The sequence below is a fragment of the Xanthobacter sp. DMC12 genome (genome assembly GCF_056314105.1).
Window position 1 is genome coordinate 1 of the sequence record NZ_JBQUYZ010000009.1, and the last position, 14,751, is coordinate 14,751.

Genomic DNA, 14,751 nt, shown 5'->3' on the forward strand with positions numbered 1-14,751 from the left:
ACGCGGGAGAGTAGGTCGCTGCCAGGCCTGCAAAGCACATGCGCATAATGCCCTATCCACAATCCCAAAAGCCCCCGTCCTGCAAATGCAGGCGGGGGCTTTTGCGCGTCTAAGCCATCGCCGCCGCACGCACACGCTGCAAGCGCCGCCTGCGCCTAAACACCGCACGCCCGCCGAAAGGCCGCGGAAAGCCCCGCCAGCGCGGCCTGCGCGGGGCTTTCCTTGGCCCGGTTGTGCAACATGATCGGCTGCCGGGGAAGGGCCGGCAGGCCGAGCCGCGGGCCGACATCGGCGGCGCCAAACGGCACCATGCGCGGCGAGAGCGCGGCCACGCCGAGCCCGGCCATCACGGCGGCCGAGACCGCCATCACGCCGCCGCCAACGAAGATTTCCGTCCACGGCACGCCCGCGCGATCAAGCAGTTGAGAGGCGAGCGCTCGGACACCGCATGGCTCGGCCATGGTTGCGATCGGCAGGGGCTCATCCGGGCGGTGTTGCCAGCCCGGTGCGGCGAACCAACCGAACTGCTCCTCGGCGATCAGCCTGCCATCGTCTCGGTCGGACCGCAGTCGCACCAGGACGCTGTCGAGCTCACGGCGATCAAATCGCTGCAGAAGTTCTGCGGAGGAGCCGATCCGGATCTCGATCACGAGCTGAGGATCCTGCCCGTTCATGCGGGCGATCAGGGCCGGAAGCTCGGGGCCCGCCACATGATCGCTGATTCCGATGGTCAGGCGCTGGCGCTGTCCCGACAAGGAGGCCAGGGCCCGGTCATGGGCTTCGAGCAAGCCACGCGCCTGATCGAGAAAGGCGGCGCCGCGGGCGGACAATTGAACGAAGCGGGGCGTGCGTTCGAACAGGCGGCAACCCAGCCTTCCCTCAAGCCGTTTCAGCTTGAGGCTTACCGCGGCCTGCGTCGTCCCCATGGCCTCCGCCGCGCGGGTGAAGCTTTCCAGTTCCGCGATGCGGACGAAGGTGCGCACGGCGTCGAGGTCGAGGGGTGGCTCATTCATTTCATCCTGATATTACAATAAGAACATCTGATAGCATATTGAAATGATGCCTCAGGTCGTATGGTCCATCCGTCTGCAATCGGACGGAGCTGACCATGCCCCTCACGCACATTTCTCTCAGGGCCGGCAAGACAGAGGCATATCGCCAGGCGATTTTCGACGGCCTGGCGCGCGCCATGCACGAGACGTTCAACGTGCCCAAAGACAACCAGTTCATGACCATGACCGAGCATTCGGCAGAAAACTTCAGGTTCGATCCGTCCTACATGGGCATCTCGCGCACGCAGGATCTGGTGTTCATCCAGATCACCGCGAACGACACGCGAACGATCGAGCAGAAGAAGGACATGTTTCGGCGTATCGCCCTCTATCTCGGCGAAAGCCCCGGGCTTCGTCGCGAAGATGTCTTCATCAACCTGATTGAAGTGAAGAAGGAGAACTGGTCTCTCGGCAACGGTCTCGCGCAATACGCCTGATCTCCCGCGCCAGACGGATCCGATTCCCGGATGGGGCAACGGCCCAATGGTCCGGGCCCCGAGCGTTGCCTCAGGGTCGCTTATTTACCCGGATGAAAAATCATTATATCATCCGGGTAAAATAGGAGACTTCATGGATCGTCAGGAGCGAAAGGCTGCCGTCGCGGTCTACAGGCAACGCAAGCCCGCATTCGGAATCTATGCGGTCATCTGCACCGCCACAGGGGAGGTGTGGGTGGGCACCAGCCGTACCGTCGACACCCACAAGAACAGGATCTGGTTTGAGCTCGGCATCGGCACCCACGCCAACGGCGCGCTGCAATCGGCGTGGAAGGCGCACGGCGCCGCGGAGTTCCGGTACGAGGAACTGGATCGTCTGCGGGAGGATTTTCCCGATTTCGAGCGGGACGACGAGTTGAAGAAGCGCCTGGACCTCTGGCAGAAGCGCCTTCGCGCCGCGCGTGTCTAGAGCGCAGTCCGATCATGTTGAAACAACTCGATCGATGAACCGCCCTCTCACGCGAAGAAAGAAAGCGCGTCAGCCGATCTGATTGCGCTGCAGCCAGATCGGCGGATGCTTTAAAGCGACGTGACACTGCGCTCGGCGGGGGCAGACAAGGCGCCGCCGGTCCCCCCTCGCGTGGTGATGATGGCGACCGGGCCGCCGCCGTCCGGTCCCTGATGTTCGGCGCCGCCGGACACATAGATCTCCGTGTGGCCGACCACGCCGGCCAGGGCACCGGCGACGAAGGCGCGGGCGTGGCGGGTGGAGGAGATGTCGCTGTCGTCCAGCATGGTGTGGCGTCGGCCGCGGATGAGGCCGCTGCGACTGGCCTCGGCTTTTGCGAGCACGATCATCTCGTCCCCCGGCGCGCCGCCCAGCGTGCCGATGGCGTGCCGGACCGGCGCGACATCGATAGCGTCCGCCATGACCGCATGGGCGATGGCGAGCGGTCCGCTCCAGTTGTTCGACATGCCGAGCACGACGATCTCGTGGCCCAGAAGCTCGATGCCGCTGGAACAGCTCGCGCGCGCTGACCACAAGCCGTAATCGGCGCAGATGGCGGCGTCGGCGAGGGCGTCCTGCGCAATCTCGCCCAGCGCGAGCGCAATGCCGAGCGCACTCGCACCGCGTGAGAGGCCCATGGATTTCAGCGTGTCAGAAGTGGCCGTCCGCGCGCCCCGCGTCTCGGCTTCGCGCACACGCGCGGCGGTGAGGAGCGGGCACTTCACCTGCACGAAGTGGACGTCGCCGGCATCGGTGATGCCCGCCGCTGCCATGGCGCGGCGCACCCCTACTGCCACGGAAAGAACCTGACCCATCCGGCCGAGCTGTTCGGGCGGAAGGTCCGGTGTATGGGCGCGGCCCACGGCAAGGGCCGGGGAGGGGGCTCCGGCGGCGTCATCCGCCACCTCGAAAACCAGAAGATGCGGCGACATCCCGCCCTCGGTTCCGCCCGACATGACGAGACACACCTCATCCGCCGCATCGCCGAGATGCGCGCGCAGCAGCGTCTGCAAGGCGGCGACTGCGAAGCCGCGGGAGAAGTCGTTGACGCAGCCGTTGCCCTCGGTCTTTCCGAAAATGGCAAGGATGCCCCCCGGCACGATTGCGCCGGAAGCGATGGCGGCGGCAAGGCCCGACACGTCGTCGGGGCTCGCCGTGGGGATGCGATGGACCTTGGCAGTGGGCATGGCGTGTCTCAGGCGAAGTCTGCCCCATCCTTGCGTCGCGCCCAGCCGATCACCCGCCCTTCGATAAGGGAGAAAATGGCGTAGAGGCCGACGCCCAGCAGCGCCAGCACGAGCAGCCCGGCGAAGACGAGGGGCACGTCGAAGGAGGAGGAGGCGATCATCATGAGGTTGCCGATGCCCTGGTTCGACGCCACCGTTTCGGCGATCACCGTGCCGACGAAGGCGAGCGTCACCGACACCTTCAGCGACGCGAAGAAATAGGGCATGGCGCGGGGCAGGCCGACATTGAACAGGATGTCGAGCTTGGTGGCGCGCAGCGCCTTCATCACGTCCTCCAGTTCCGGCTCCGTGGTGGCAAGGCCGGTGGCGACATTCACCACGATGGGGAAGAGGCTCATGATCATGGCGGTGAGCACCGCCGGGACCGTGCCCGCGCCGAACCACAGGACGAAGATGGGCACCACCGCCACCTTCGGGATGGAGGAGAAGCCGATCAGCAGCGGATAGCCCGTGTCATAGGCGAGCCGCGAGGAGCCGATGAGCACCCCGAGCAGCACGCCGGAGACGATGCCGAGGGCGAAGCCCACCAACGTGGTGTAGAGCGTCTGCACCGTATGCGGCCAGATGGCGGGAGCCTGGAGCCACAGGGTGGCGAACACCTGGCTGGGGCGCGGCAGCACGATCTCCTTGATGTGGAAGATCACGCAGGCGAGTTCCCAGACGACGAAGAAGCCGATGATGACGGCAGCGGAATTCAGGCGGCGGCGCAGGGCGTAGGTCATGCGGCGCTCTCCACTGCGGCGTCGGGTGTGGCGTCGGGCGCGCGGGCCGAGACGATGAGTTCGCGCAAGCGCTGGGTGAGGGAGACGAAGCCCGGCTCGTAGGTCATCTCGATGGTGCGGGGGCGGGCGAAGTCCACCGCGCAATCTTCGACGATGCGACCCGGCCGGGCGCGCATCACGCACACGCGGTTGGCGAGGTAGCCGGCTTCCTTAAGATCATGGGTGACGAGCAGCACGGTCGGCCGCCGCGTGAGCCAGAGATCCTGGAGGATGGCCCACAATTCCTCGCGCGTGAACTGATCGAGCGCGCCGAAGGGCTCGTCGAGCATCAGCAACTGCGGATCGTGAATGAGCGCGCGGCACAGCGAGGCGCGCTGGAGCATGCCGCCCGAGAGCTGCCAGGGAAACTTGTCGCCGAAGCCGGAGAGGCCGACCTGTTCCAGCAGGGCGTCGGCGCGGTCGCGGAACTCGGTCTTCTTCTTGGCCCGGTATTGCTGGCGGAAGGGCGGCACGATCTTCAACGGCAGCATCACGTTCTGCCGGATGGTGAGCCACGGCAGGAGCGTCGGGTTCTGGAAGGCCATGCCCACCCGCACCGGCTCCGCGCCCACTTCGCGCTGCGCGACGAACACCCAGCCAGCCGAGGCCGGGATGAGCCCCGTCACCAGCTTCAGGATTGTGGATTTGCCGCAGCCGGAGGGGCCCACGAGGGCGACGAAATCGCCCTTGCCGACCTTGAGGTTGGTCGTGCCGAGCGCCTCCACGGTGCGCTCGCCATGGCCGTAGGTCAGGCGCACGTCCTGGAGATGGACGAAGGGCGGGGCATCCTCGTTCATGCCGCCGCCTCCGGCCGCTGGGCGACGACCGCCGCCATGGTCTCGTCCGTGTGCAGCGGCTTCGCCTCCGGCATCTGCTGGATGGCGTGGACAGAGCGGCCATGCCCCTTCGTGTCCGCCACCAGCGCGCGATCCTTCATCACGAAGCGTCCGCGCACCATGGTGTGGCGCGGCAAGCCCACCACCTTCCGACCGTCCCACGGGGAGATCTTGGAGCGGGACTGGAGGTCCGCATCACGCAGGGTCCAGGCGTGGTCGAGGTCCACGAACGCGAGATCCGCGTCGGCGCCGGGCAGGATGGCGCCCTTCTTCGGGTAGAGGCCCCACACCTTGGCTGGGTTTACCGCGCTCCAGCGCACATAGTCGCGGATGTCATAGCGGCCAGACGCGACCTCGGTGAGCATCAGGGGCATCTGCGTCTCGACGCCGGGGAAGCCGCAATCCACGCTCCAGATATCGGCGCGGGTCTTTTCCTCGGGCGTGTGCGGGGCATGGTCGGTGGCGATCATGTCGATGGTGCCGTCGAGAAGGCCGGCCCAGAGCGGTTCGTTGTTCACGCTCTCCCGCACCGGCGGGTTGACGCGGATGATGCCGCGGCAGCGGGCATAATCGGCCTCGCCCAGCATCAGATAATGCGGACAGGTCTCACCGGTGATGTCCACACCGCGCGCCTTGGCGTCGCGCAGCGGGCCGAGCTCGGCGGCGGAGGAGATGTGCAGGATGTGGATGCGCGCCCCCGTCCATTCGGCGAGGATGGCGGCGCGGGCCACCGCCTCCACCGCCACCACGGCGGGGCGGGAGGCGAGATGGGCGAGGGGGTCGGTACGCCCGCTCTCGGTCAGGCGCTTCTGGCGCCGCTCCATCACCGAATTGGTCTCGGCATGCAGCGAGATGCGCTTTCCGGTGGGCGCCACCATCTCGAACGCCTCCAGCATCGCCCCCGTGGAGGGCGTCGGGATGCGGCCGAAGGTATTGCCCATGTAGCATTTGAAGCCGATGATCCCGGCCTCGATCAGCTCCGGCACCTTGTCGATGGTGTCTTCGCCGAGCACCGCATAGAGGCCGTAGTCCACATGCGCCTTGGAAGCGGCGATGGCGTGCTTGGCCTTGAGTGTTTCGCCATCCGCGACGGTCGGGATCGTGTTGGGCATGTCGAACACGGTCGTCACGCCGCCGAAGGCCGCAGCGGCGGTGCCGCTCTCGAAGTCTTCCTTGTGGGTGTAGCCGGGATCGCGGAAGTGCACATGCACGTCGATGGCGCCGGGCAGGATGTGGAGGCCCGTGGCGTCGAAGGTCTCCTTCGCCTCCGGCATGGCATCGGGCGCGCCCACAGCGACGATGGTCTCGCCGCGGATGGCGATGGAGGCTTCGATGACCGTCTCCGGGGAGACGATGCGCCCGCCATGGATGACGAGATCGACCGGTTCGTTCATGTCATCCTCCTCAGAGCATCGCCCAGCCGCCGTCGACCGGCATGTCGATGCCGGTGAGCTGGCGGGATACGTCGCTGGCGAGGAACAGGCAGGCGTTGGCCACGTCCTCGTCGGTGGTCACACGGCGCAAGGCATAGTCCGCCGCGTGGCGGGCCATGGCTTCCTCCAGCGTGATGGAAAGCTTCTTCGCCATGTCGGCGCAGACCTTCTCGCGGAAGCGCGGGCCGTCCACCATGCCCGGCTCCACGCAGTTCACGTTGATGTTGTGCGGTCCCACCTCCAGCGCGAAGCTCTTGGTGATTCCGCGCAGGCCCCATTTGGAGGCCGAATAGGCCATGCGGCCGGCCCGCCCACGCATGCCGAAGGTGCCGCCCACATTGACGATTTTGCCATAGCGGCGCGCGATCATGGTGGGCAGCACGGCGCGCATGGTGTGAAAGCAGCCGTTCATGTTGAGGGTGACGATCTCATCGAACTCTTGCGGCGTCGTCTCCACCCCGGTCTTGCCGATGGGGCCGGAGCCGCCAGCCACATTGACGAGGATGTCCACCGTGCCGAAGGCCTCGACCGTGCGCGCGGCTGCGGCGTCGCAGGCGTTGGCGTCGGTGAGGTCGCAGGCGATCACGATGGCCTCCGAGCCGGCGGCGCGCACCTCGTCGGCGACCGGGCCGATGGCCGCCGTATCACGGCCGATGAGGGCGAGGCGGCAGCCTTCGGCCGCAAACGCGCGGGTGATGGCGGCGCCCATGCCCTTGGCGGGGCCGGTGATGAGCGCGACGCGATCCTTGAGCTTGAGATCCATGGGAAGTCCGTTGGGTGCGGGGCGGGCGCCGCTCCGCTTCAGGGAGCGGCGCCGGATCGGGACGTCGAAGCGTCCAGTTCAGAACAGCTGCGTTCAGAACAGCTGCGTTCAGAACAGCTTCTTGGGCAGGTCCGCCACCGGCGGCAGGAAAGCGGGATCGAAGATCTGCGACGCCTTCGGCGTGGTGGGCAGCTTGTTGGCCTCCACCAGGATGTCGATGGAGTCCTGCAGGCGCTTCATGTCCACGTTGCCGAGGCCGATCTTCGCGATCTCCGGGTGGTTCATCTCCGCCTTCAGCGTGGCGTCGAGGCGCTCCTTCTCGAGCGGAACCTTGATGAGCGGCTCGCGCTTCGCCACGGCCGCCACCGCAGCGTCCGGATCCTTCAGCGTGTCGATGACGCCCTTGTTGAGGGCGCGCAGGAAGCCCTTGATGGCTTCGGGATTGTTCTTGATGAGATCAGCCGAGACGATGATGCCGTTGGAATAGAGGTCCATGCCGTAGTCGCCGAAATTGATGTAGCGCAGCTTGTCATCATCGGCGCCGATCAGCTTGGCGGAGAAGCGGATGGTGTTCACATAGCCGAACACACCATCCACCTGGCCCTGCATCAGCATCTGCTCGCGCAGGTTCGGCTGCATGTTGGTGATCTTGATGCCGGAGCAGTCGATCTTCGCCACCTTGCAGAAGGCGGGGAAGAGCTTCAGCGCGCCGTCATTGGCCGCGCCGCCCAGCGTCTTGCCTTCCAGATCCTTGGGCGTCTTGATCGGGCTGTCGGCCTTCACCGCGATGGTGAAGGGCGGCTGGTTGAACATGATGTAGACGGCGACAGGGGCGCCCTCCGGCTTCTTCGCGGCGAGCTCGATGAGCGCGTTCACGTCGCCGAAGCCCATGTCATAGGTGCCGTTCGCCACCAGCGGCACTGCGGCGCCGGAACCGTTGCCCTGGTCGAAGGTGACGTCGAGGCCTTCCGCCTTGAAGTATCCGCGGTCCTGCGCCAGGAAGAACATGCCCTGCGGGCCCTGATACTTCCAGTTCAGCACCATCTTCAGCTTGGTGTCCGCCAGCGCCGGCAGGCCAGCGGCAGCGGTGGAGGCGATGCCGAGGGCGAGGGCAAGCGCAAGTCGTCGGGAGAGTGTCCGGAGTGTCATTCTGAAGGTCCCGTCTGGCTCTGGTTATTGTTGAGGCTGGTCGGCAAGGGCGGACATGAGGTCGCCGCTCGAAAGCGTGACGCCGTAGAGCTGGCGCACGAGGAAGAGGATGGCGTCCGACACATACGCCGGAGAAACGGTGGCGCAGGCGTCTTCCACCAGCAGGCAGCCATAGCCGCGGAAGCTCGCATCGCAGAGCGTGGAGAACACGCAGCGGTCGATGTTCACGCCCGAGAACAGCAGCGTGTCGATGCCCCGGTTGCGCAGGATGGAGTCCAGCTCGTTGTCGTGAAAGCCGGACAGGCGATGCTTGTGGACCACGAGGTCGCCCGGCTCCGGCGCCAGCGCGTCGATGGTCGCGGCGCCCCAATCGCCCTCCACGAGAATGCGTCCGCGCCCTTCCACCGAGGGATCCGCATAGACGGGACGCGTGCCCGCGCCAGACGCCTTGGCGAGGAGCGGGGCCGACAGCTCCGCGCGGTCCGCCCGCACCCCCCAGTTCACGAAGATCACCGGCAGGCCCGCCGCCCGCGCGGCCGTCATCAGCGCACGCAGGGTCGGCACGATGGCGAGGAGCGGCGAGGGGTCGACGCCGAGGCGGGGAAACCAGCCGTCGGGTTCGAGAAAGTCGTTCTGCATGTCCACGATGACCAGCGCCGTGCGGGCGAGATCGATCTCGGCGGGCTGCGGTGCCCCTGGGATCGTCACCGGTCGGGGCGCCGGCACGGGACGGGCGAAGCGCAGCGGGGGAGGGCTGGACACGGACATGGGGCGCTCGCGGCAGGCTGGAGAGGGCTCTCCAAACGAATGGAGACTGGCATGGGCCACTGGTGCGATCCATTGCCGATTATTCCACATACTGTAGCCTAAAAAGCTACAAGCGTTGGAGACGGCATGCGGCATCTCAGATTTCTGCGCTACATGGACGAGGTGGCCCGCACCGGCTCCATTCGCGGCGCCGCCGACCGGCTAAACGTGACCCCCTCCGCCCTCAATCGACGGATCATGGACCTGGAGGAAGAACTGGGGCTGAAGCTGCTGGAGCGTCGCGCCCGGGGCGTGCGGCTCACCTCGGCCGGCGAAGTCTTCCTCACCTATGTGCGCGAACAGCTGAACGATGCCGACCGCATGCGCTCGCAACTGGAGGATCTGCGCGGGCTGCGGCGGGGCACCGTGCGCATCGCCTGCAGCCAGGCGCTGGCCCACGATTTCCTGCCCCGGCAGATGGGCGCCTTTCGCCAGCGCTATCCGCTGATGACGTTCGAGGTGATGGTGGTGGATCACGAGCGGGCCATGGGCCTGCTGGTCGACTATGTGGTGGACCTCATCCTCGTCTTTCGCCCGCCCTTCCTCGGGCGCCTCAGGCCGATCATGACCCTGCCGCAGCGGCTCGTGGCGCTGATGAACGCGGACCACCCGCTCGCCCGCAAGGCGAAGCTGCGCCTCGCCGATTGCACCGGCCATCCCATCGCCTTGCCGGAACTCTCCACCGGCGGGCGGCAGATGATCGAGGAACGGCTCTCCCGCGCGGGACTCAAGCTGTCGGTGGCGGCGGAGACCAATTCCTTCGAGCTGCTGCGCGGGCTCGTCGCCCACACCGGCATGATCTCCTTCCAGATCGAGATCGGCGCCGAGCCGGATGCCATGCCGCCCGGCATCATCGTGCGCCCGGTGGACGAGCGCGACCTGCCGAGCGCCGACCTCGTGCTCGGCCAGCTCCGCGACCGCAACCTGCCCCTTCCCAGCGCACAGTTCGCCGAACATCTGGCGGGCGTTCTGCGAGCAAGAGTGGAGACGGCGACGGGGTAGGGCATCGCGCCCGCAGAGGTTCCTCGCCGCGGCGTCTCAAGCCACCCCGTAGCCGAACCGCGAGGCGGCTGTGTGGACCCGCGCGATCTCGCCGCCGGTGGCAAAATCGAGCGTCTTTAAATACGCCTCACCGCAACCACCGCCGCCCGACGACTGACGGGCGTCCCGATATTCCCAGCTAACGGTTCGCCGGACGAGGGAAGATCACTCCCACTCGATTGTGCCCGGGGGCTTCGACGTCACGTCGTAGACCACGCGGTTGACGCCCTTCACCTCGTTGATGATGCGGGTGGCGGTGCGGCCGAGGAAGGTCATGTCGAAGGGGTAGAAATCGGCGGTCATGCCGTCGACTGACGTGACCGCGCGCAGGGCCAGCACGTGGTCGTAGGTGCGGCCGTCGCCCATCACGCCCACGGTGCGCACGGGCAGGAGCACGGCGAAGGCCTGCCAGATCACGTCGTAGAGGCCGGCGTAGCGGATTTCCTCGAGATAGATGGCGTCGGCCTTGCGCAGGATGTCGAGCTTTTCCTGCGTCACCGCGCCGGGGCAGCGGATGGCGAGGCCGGGGCCGGGGAAGGGGTGGCGGCCGACGAAGCTTTCCGGCAGGCCGAGTTCGCGGCCAAGCGCGCGCACCTCGTCCTTGAACAGGTCGCGCAGGGGCTCCACCAGCTTCATGTTCATGCGGTCGGGCAGGCCGCCCACATTGTGGTGGCTCTTGATGGTGACGGACGGGCCGCCGGCGAAGGAGACGCTCTCGATCACGTCGGGATAGAGCGTGCCCTGGGCGAGGAAATCGGCGCCGCCCACCTTCTTGGCCTCGGCCTCGAACACGTCGATGAAGAGCCGGCCGATGGTCTTGCGCTTCACCTCCGGGTCCTCGACGCCCTCCAGCTCCTTCAGGAACAGGTCGGCAGCATCCACATGCACGAGGGGAATGTTGTAGTGGCCGCGGAAGAGGGACACCACCTCATCCGCCTCGGCTTGGCGCATCAGGCCATGGTCGACGAACACGCAGGTCAGCTGGTCGCCGATGGCCTCGTGGATGAGCACGGCCGCGACGGAGCTGTCCACCCCACCGGAGAGGCCGCAGATGACCCGGCCGGTGCCCACCTGCTCGCGGATGCGGGCGATGGCGCGCTCGCGGAAGGCGCCCATGGTCCAGGTGCCTTCGAGGCCCGCCACCTTGCGTACGAAATTGGAGAGCAGGCGTGCGCCATCGGGCGTGTGGACCACCTCGGGGTGGAACTGCACGCCGTAATAGTTGCGCGAAACGTCGGCGATGGCGGCGAAGGGGGCGTTCTCCGAGGTGGCGACCACCTCGAAGCCCTCGGGCAGGCGGGTCACGCGATCGCCGTGGCTCATCCACACGGTGTGGCGCTCGCCGGGGCGCCAGACGCCGTCGAACAGGGGCACGGACTTCTGCACCGTCACCTCGGCGCGGCCGAACTCGCGGTGGTGGCCCGCCTCCACCGCTCCGCCCAGCTGCGCCGCCATGCACTGCTCGCCGTAGCAGATGCCCAGCACCGGCACGCCCGCGCCGAACGCCGCGTCCGGCGCCTTGGGGCTCTGGCCCTCGATCACCGAGGCCGGGCCACCGGACAGGATGATCGCCTTGGGCTTGAGGCGGGCGACGGCCTCCTCCGCCTTCTGGAACGGCACCACCTCGGAATAGACCCCGTCCTCGCGCACTCGGCGAGCGATGAGTTGCGTCACCTGACTGCCGAAATCGATGATGAGGACGGTGTCCTGGGAGGCGGCGGGCGCGGCGGTCATGGTGAAGCCTTGGGCGAGAGGGCGAATTTCGCCCCTCCTTTAACCGCAAAGCGCCGATTCCAAAAGTCAAGCGCCGCGCAGGGCTCGTATGAGCGCGCAGCGCGGGTCAGATGCGCGTCCAGTAGGGCTCGCAGCCAGCGGGCGCGTTCACGGCGCCGGAATGCCGGCGCTTCAGCTCGGCGCAGGCGAATTCACGGGCCTTCTCGGGAAGGCGGGAATTGATGGCGGTGCCGATCTCGTCATAGGGCTCGCCGGAGGCATAGACATAATAGGCCCAGTAGCCGCCGACGAGGACGACCACGAGGAGCAGCAGGCGGATGAGACCCATGGCGCGACGCCTTCTCCTTCACCCGTGCGCGTCACGGGCAAGGCGGGAACGCCGGAGTTCCGGTGAAGGTTCACGCCGGGCTGTTTGGCTGGAGTGGCGCGCCAGAGGGGAGCGAGGGGGGAGCACAGGGCGAGCATGAAGAAGAGCGGGATTGCACAGACGAGGACCCACATCGTCGCGCCCAACCCCATGGCTAGGTCAAACGCCATTGTCCGGAACTCCTCCGGCGTCGTCAGGGAGATATCCTCACTGATGACGTAGGGTGGTCCCTTTTGGTATTTCGCCTTCACTTCCTTCAGGATTTTCCACTCGGTCATGACTGCGGCGCGCCAGCACCAGTAGACCGTGGGAGCCAGGCCGAAACCAAACACCACCATCCCGATGGTGTTGTTTGTGTCGATTTCCCACCCCGGGCAGTAGGTCCGGCTGGAATCGACCCATGTCAGAATGCCGATCTCGGTGCCGAGGACCAGGAGGCACCCCAGCGCCGCCAGCCGCGTCACCTTCAACTGGAATTTCGGCGTCAGCTTGGGAAACGGGTTCCAGTCTTCGCTGTAGCTCGGCATGGCAGGCCTCTGCGGGACATAGGCGCCGCCTCACCCCGCCCGCTTCATCACGCTCACGAAGAAGCCGTCCGTGCCAGTGCGGCGCGGGGTCATCAGGAGGCCCTCGCGGCTGGTCAGTGCTGCTTCCGCCAGCGCGGAGCCGGAGGCGCCGAGCGCGAGGACGGCCTCGGTGGGCGAGACGGGGGAGAAATCCTCGCGCTTGTTGAGGAGGGCGCGCACCTGGGCACCGTTCTCCTCGTCCAGCAGCGAGCAGGTCACATAGGCGAGCCGGCCGCCGGGGCGGACATAGTGGGCGGCCTGTTCCAGGATCTTCGCCTGCTCGGCGGTGCGCTGGGCCAGCGCGCCGGGCCGCACGCGCCATTTGGCGTCGGGGTTGCGCCGCCAGGTGCCCGTGCCGGTGCAGGGGGCGTCCACGAGGACGAGATCCATCTTGCCTTCGAGGTCGTGCAGCACATCCTCGGCGCCGCGCGGGCTGCGCACCTGCACGTTGCGCACGCCGGCGCGGGCCACGCGCTCGTGCAGGGGCTTCAGGCGGCGGATGTCGCTGTCGTGGGCGTAGATCTGGCCCCTGTTGTCCATCAGCGCCGCGAATTCCAGCGTCTTGCCGCCGGCACCGGCGCACAAATCCAGCACCTGTCCACCTGGCACGGGGCGGGCGAGGATGGCGGCGAGCTGGGAGCCCTCGTCCTGCACTTCCACCTCGCCGCGCAGGAAGGCGGGCTCGGCGGAAACCGGCGGCGCCTTGCCCTCGGAATCGAGCTTGATGCGCAGGGCGAGCGGAGAGAAGCGGCAGGGCTCGGGGTGAAGGTGGGAGAGTTCCGCCTTCACCGCCTCGGGCTCGCCCTTGAGTGTATTGATGCGCAGGTCCAGCGGCGCACGGGCGGCCAGCGCCGCGCCTTCCTCGACCACGCTGTCGCCGAACACGTGCCGCAGCGAAGCGTGCAGCCACTGGGGGTAGTCGCCACGCACGAAGGGCGCCGCACCCTCGAGGCTCGGCTCGGCGAGGCGGGCGCGCTCGGCTTCGGAGAGGGGCGCCGGGGCGAAGCGGCCGCCGTCGGCGAGCGTCGCGATGGCGTCCACCGAAAGGCCGCGCATGAGCGCCAGCATCCCCAGCACCAGGGCGCGGGGCTCTTCGGAGCCCATCACCTGGGCGGCGGAGGCGCGCCGGCGCAGGGTGTCGTAGAGGATGCCGGCGATGGCCGCGCGGTCGCCCGATCCGGCGAAGCGGTGGGAGAGGCCCCAGTCTTTCAGCGCGTCGGCGGCGGGGCGGCGGCGCGCGGAGAGGTCGGCGAGGATCTCGATGGCGGCGGAAAGGCGGGCGGCAGGGGTCACGGCGGCTCTTCTGGTTGTCGGATCAGGCCTGCGGCGCGGCAGGGGCAAGCCCTTCCGCGCTCAGCTGGCGGGCAAACTGGTCCAGTGCGCGGGCCAGCTTCTCGTCGATGATGTGCAGATATTCGGTCCAGTCGGCATAGCCGGTCAGCTCGGCCTTGCCGTCGCTGATGCCGCGCAGGCCAAGGAGCGGCACGCCGTGGCGTCGGGCGGCGCGCAGCACGGCGAAGGTCTCCATGTCCACCATGTCTTCGGCAATCGCGTCATAGGCCGCGCCGGAGATGATGGCGCCGCCCGTCGAGAGGGAGGCCTCGGGCACGCCGGCGATGCGATGGGGCAGCTCCACCACCACCGGCTCGTCGAGGAACGGGGTCTTGCCGCGCTCGAAGCCGAGCGCCGAGGCATCCATGTCGCGATAGGCGACGCGGGCGACCTGATAGACTTCCGCATGGTCGAGCCGCCGCGAGCCGGCCGAACCTAGCGTCACCACCAGATCCGGGTGGCGGCCCTGATGGTGCAGGATGGCGAGGGCGCGGGCCGTCTCCACCGCCGCCTCCACCGGCCCGACGCCGGTGATGAGCGGGTCGATGCGGGCCTTGAGGTGCTCTCCGTATTCCTGGCTGGTGGCCATGACGAACAGGACGTCATGGCCTCCGAAGGCAAGGACGTGGCGGGCGGGGTCGGTCATCGCAAGTTCCACTGAGGCTCCCGGCCGGGCGCCCGGTCTGCAAAGACCTCAACTCCTCTTCTGCCACGGCCC

General features: G+C 67.4%; 15 protein-coding genes. 3 read left to right on the plus strand and 12 right to left on the minus strand.

Annotated elements, in window-relative coordinates:
• Nucleotides 1-155: 155 nt before the first annotated feature.
• On the minus strand, nt 156-1,013 hold the full coding sequence (locus ACT535_RS23840; protein WP_476366272.1) for a LysR substrate-binding domain-containing protein: 858 nt from the start codon (nt 1,011-1,013) through the stop codon (nt 156-158).
• A gap of 95 nt (nt 1,014-1,108) precedes the next feature.
• On the opposite strand from ACT535_RS23840, the gene ACT535_RS23845 reads away from it, so the two are divergent.
• Nucleotides 1,109-1,489: a tautomerase family protein gene (locus ACT535_RS23845; protein ID WP_168462400.1), complete on the plus strand. Its 381-nt coding sequence runs from the start codon at nt 1,109-1,111 to the stop codon at nt 1,487-1,489.
• 133 nt (nt 1,490-1,622) lie between these two features.
• Nucleotides 1,623-1,958, plus strand: coding sequence for a GIY-YIG nuclease family protein (locus tag ACT535_RS23850; protein WP_476366273.1), 336 nt, complete (start codon nt 1,623-1,625; stop codon nt 1,956-1,958).
• A 110-nt stretch (nt 1,959-2,068) separates the two neighbouring features.
• Here ACT535_RS23850 and atzD read toward each other — a convergent pair whose 3' ends face one another.
• The 7 genes from atzD to ACT535_RS23885 all read right to left on the minus strand — a co-directional run bounded on the left by atzD (nt 2,069) and on the right by ACT535_RS23885 (nt 8,954).
• On the minus strand, nt 2,069-3,184 hold the full coding sequence (gene atzD, locus ACT535_RS23855; RefSeq protein ID WP_476366274.1) for a cyanuric acid amidohydrolase: 1,116 nt from the start codon (nt 3,182-3,184) through the stop codon (nt 2,069-2,071).
• Between the two features lie 8 nt (nt 3,185-3,192).
• The gene (locus ACT535_RS23860) at nt 3,193-3,966 is read right to left on the minus strand and encodes an ABC transporter permease (RefSeq protein WP_476366275.1); all 774 of its coding nucleotides are present in this window, start codon (nt 3,964-3,966) and stop codon (nt 3,193-3,195) included.
• Nucleotides 3,963-4,802 (minus strand): ABC transporter ATP-binding protein, encoded by an 840-nt coding sequence (locus ACT535_RS23865; RefSeq protein ID WP_476366276.1) that lies wholly within the window; start codon nt 4,800-4,802, stop codon nt 3,963-3,965. The genes ACT535_RS23860 and ACT535_RS23865 overlap by 4 nt, the downstream gene beginning before the upstream one ends.
• Nucleotides 4,799-6,235: an allantoinase AllB gene (allB, locus tag ACT535_RS23870; protein ID WP_476366277.1), complete on the minus strand. Its 1,437-nt coding sequence runs from the start codon at nt 6,233-6,235 to the stop codon at nt 4,799-4,801. The genes ACT535_RS23865 and allB overlap by 4 nt, the downstream gene beginning before the upstream one ends.
• Before the next feature lie 10 nt (nt 6,236-6,245).
• Nucleotides 6,246-7,037 (minus strand): SDR family NAD(P)-dependent oxidoreductase, encoded by a 792-nt coding sequence (locus ACT535_RS23875; protein ID WP_476366278.1) that lies wholly within the window; start codon nt 7,035-7,037, stop codon nt 6,246-6,248.
• A 108-nt stretch (nt 7,038-7,145) separates the two neighbouring features.
• Entirely contained in the window at nt 7,146-8,186 is a 1,041-nt protein-coding gene (locus ACT535_RS23880; protein WP_476366279.1) for an ABC transporter substrate-binding protein, read from the minus strand.
• Nucleotides 8,187-8,210: 24 nt separating this feature from the next.
• Nucleotides 8,211-8,954 carry a cysteine hydrolase family protein gene (locus tag ACT535_RS23885; RefSeq protein ID WP_476366280.1) on the minus strand — a complete coding sequence of 248 codons (744 nt, stop codon included), beginning with the start codon at nt 8,952-8,954 and terminating at the stop codon, nt 8,211-8,213.
• A 126-nt stretch (nt 8,955-9,080) separates the two neighbouring features.
• Between ACT535_RS23885 and ACT535_RS23890 the strand changes: the two genes are divergently transcribed.
• A complete protein-coding gene (locus tag ACT535_RS23890) occupies nt 9,081-9,995 on the plus strand; it encodes a LysR family transcriptional regulator (RefSeq protein WP_476329132.1) in 915 nt (304 codons plus the stop codon).
• 204 nt (nt 9,996-10,199) lie between these two features.
• Here the strand turns inward: ACT535_RS23890 and guaA are convergent, their stop codons facing one another.
• The 4 genes from guaA to ACT535_RS23910 form a co-directional block, all read right to left on the minus strand.
• Entirely contained in the window at nt 10,200-11,768 is a 1,569-nt protein-coding gene (gene guaA / locus ACT535_RS23895) for a glutamine-hydrolyzing GMP synthase (protein WP_476329130.1), read from the minus strand.
• 106 nt (nt 11,769-11,874) lie between these two features.
• Nucleotides 11,875-12,096 carry a hypothetical protein gene (locus tag ACT535_RS23900; RefSeq protein WP_168462411.1) on the minus strand — a complete coding sequence of 74 codons (222 nt, stop codon included), beginning with the start codon at nt 12,094-12,096 and terminating at the stop codon, nt 11,875-11,877.
• A gap of 596 nt (nt 12,097-12,692) precedes the next feature.
• Entirely contained in the window at nt 12,693-13,994 is a 1,302-nt protein-coding gene (locus tag ACT535_RS23905; protein ID WP_476366281.1) for an RsmB/NOP family class I SAM-dependent RNA methyltransferase, read from the minus strand.
• Nucleotides 13,995-14,016: 22 nt separating this feature from the next.
• A complete protein-coding gene (locus ACT535_RS23910; RefSeq protein WP_168462413.1) occupies nt 14,017-14,679 on the minus strand; it encodes a 5'-methylthioadenosine/S-adenosylhomocysteine nucleosidase in 663 nt (220 codons plus the stop codon).
• Nucleotides 14,680-14,751: the final 72 nt, after the last annotated feature.

Excerpts from the sequence above, each read along its gene's own strand:
- ACT535_RS23840 (WP_476366272.1), bottom strand. The coding sequence starts at position 1,013 with ATGAATGAGCCACCCCTCGACCTCGACGCCGTGCGCACCTTCGTCCGC.
- ACT535_RS23845 (WP_168462400.1), top strand. The coding sequence starts at position 1,109 with ATGCCCCTCACGCACATTTCTCTCAGGGCCGGCAAGACAGAGGCATAT.
- ACT535_RS23850 (WP_476366273.1), top strand. The coding sequence starts at position 1,623 with ATGGATCGTCAGGAGCGAAAGGCTGCCGTCGCGGTCTACAGGCAACGC.
- atzD (WP_476366274.1), bottom strand. The coding sequence starts at position 3,184 with ATGCCCACTGCCAAGGTCCATCGCATCCCCACGGCGAGCCCCGACGAC.
- ACT535_RS23860 (WP_476366275.1), bottom strand. The coding sequence starts at position 3,966 with ATGACCTACGCCCTGCGCCGCCGCCTGAATTCCGCTGCCGTCATCATC.
- ACT535_RS23865 (WP_476366276.1), bottom strand. The coding sequence starts at position 4,802 with ATGAACGAGGATGCCCCGCCCTTCGTCCATCTCCAGGACGTGCGCCTG.
- allB (WP_476366277.1), bottom strand. The coding sequence starts at position 6,235 with ATGAACGAACCGGTCGATCTCGTCATCCATGGCGGGCGCATCGTCTCC.
- ACT535_RS23875 (WP_476366278.1), bottom strand. The coding sequence starts at position 7,037 with ATGGATCTCAAGCTCAAGGATCGCGTCGCGCTCATCACCGGCCCCGCC.
- ACT535_RS23880 (WP_476366279.1), bottom strand. The coding sequence starts at position 8,186 with ATGACACTCCGGACACTCTCCCGACGACTTGCGCTTGCCCTCGCCCTC.
- ACT535_RS23885 (WP_476366280.1), bottom strand. The coding sequence starts at position 8,954 with ATGTCCGTGTCCAGCCCTCCCCCGCTGCGCTTCGCCCGTCCCGTGCCG.
- ACT535_RS23890 (WP_476329132.1), top strand. The coding sequence starts at position 9,081 with ATGCGGCATCTCAGATTTCTGCGCTACATGGACGAGGTGGCCCGCACC.
- guaA (WP_476329130.1), bottom strand. The coding sequence starts at position 11,768 with ATGACCGCCGCGCCCGCCGCCTCCCAGGACACCGTCCTCATCATCGAT.
- ACT535_RS23900 (WP_168462411.1), bottom strand. The coding sequence starts at position 12,096 with ATGGGTCTCATCCGCCTGCTGCTCCTCGTGGTCGTCCTCGTCGGCGGC.
- ACT535_RS23910 (WP_168462413.1), bottom strand. The coding sequence starts at position 14,679 with ATGACCGACCCCGCCCGCCACGTCCTTGCCTTCGGAGGCCATGACGTC.